This is a genomic window from Aquamicrobium soli (assembly GCF_042646345.1).
Classification (GTDB): domain Bacteria; phylum Pseudomonadota; class Alphaproteobacteria; order Rhizobiales; family Rhizobiaceae; genus Mesorhizobium; species Mesorhizobium soli_A.
Window position 1 is genome coordinate 1 of sequence record NZ_JBHRTK010000005.1, and the last position, 976, is coordinate 976.

The window sequence follows — 976 nt, forward strand, 5'->3', positions numbered from 1 at the left end:
CTGCCCGTCCTTCAGCTTGCGAACGGCCGACAGCGTAGTGTCGTTGAACATATACCGAGCCTTGGGCGATGCTCGGTAGGCCGGGTCAACCGAGTGCTCCAGGTCGATGATCTCGTCCCAAGTGATCGCAGCGGTCGCGGCGGCAGTCTTGCCGAGCGTCGAGCCGGTGACGATGCCTTGCGGATCGCCGGTGGCATCGCCGGTGGTCAGTTCGACGTTCGCACGGCGGCCGAGACGCTGGCCGAGCAGACCGCCAAGCAGCGTCTCGAAGTTGAAGATCGAGTCCTGCGCCAGCTCCCAGCTGAACTTCACCCATTCGGTGTCGTACGCGTAGGCGTTGAGCGTCTTCTTCCCGAAGGTCGCGTCCGAGCCGCCATCGTCGGTGACGTCGCCGGCCTCGGTGTGCTTGGCAACGGCAACGCCCGTATCGTCCACGGTCGGAATATCGATCGGGTTACCGGCCGACGTGTTGATGACCGTGCAGATATTCTCATCGTACATCGGCCCCCACGCCTTCATCGAGATGATGATCTGGTCGCTGAGTTCGGTCGGGACGGTGTAACCGCCGGCCGCGGGAGTACCGGCAGTCTGAGCGCGAGCCTCCTTCGGCGCCACGCCGCCACGAAGGGCGGCCCGTTCCTCGTCGCTAAGGGCGGACATGTCGCCTGCAACAGCCACGTAGCGGTGGAAGGCGGAACGATAGGTCACCTGGTCGCCGTCGTCCTGGCCGCGACCTTCCCCGCTCGATCCGGGGCGCTGCTTCGCACGCTCCTCGGCCGCAGCGTCGTCGATGCGCTTCTGCGCGTCAGCCATGCGCTTTTCGCGAGCGATCTGCGCGTCGACCTTGTCGAACTCGACCATGATGTCGTCATGGCGTTTTTCCAATTCGGCGGCGCGCGCTTCGTCGGTGTTTTTCTTGATCTCTTCCAGCGCCGAGCGGGCATCGGCGACAAGCTTTTCCCGCTTCTCAATCAGT

The 976-nt window shown here is 64.1% G+C and carries 1 protein-coding gene; it reads right to left on the minus strand.

All coding sequences use genetic code 11. The features are described 5' to 3' along the window. Positions 1 to 976: phage major capsid protein (locus ACFOHJ_RS05185; protein WP_378219216.1), on the minus strand; the 976-nt coding region annotated here is incomplete at both ends.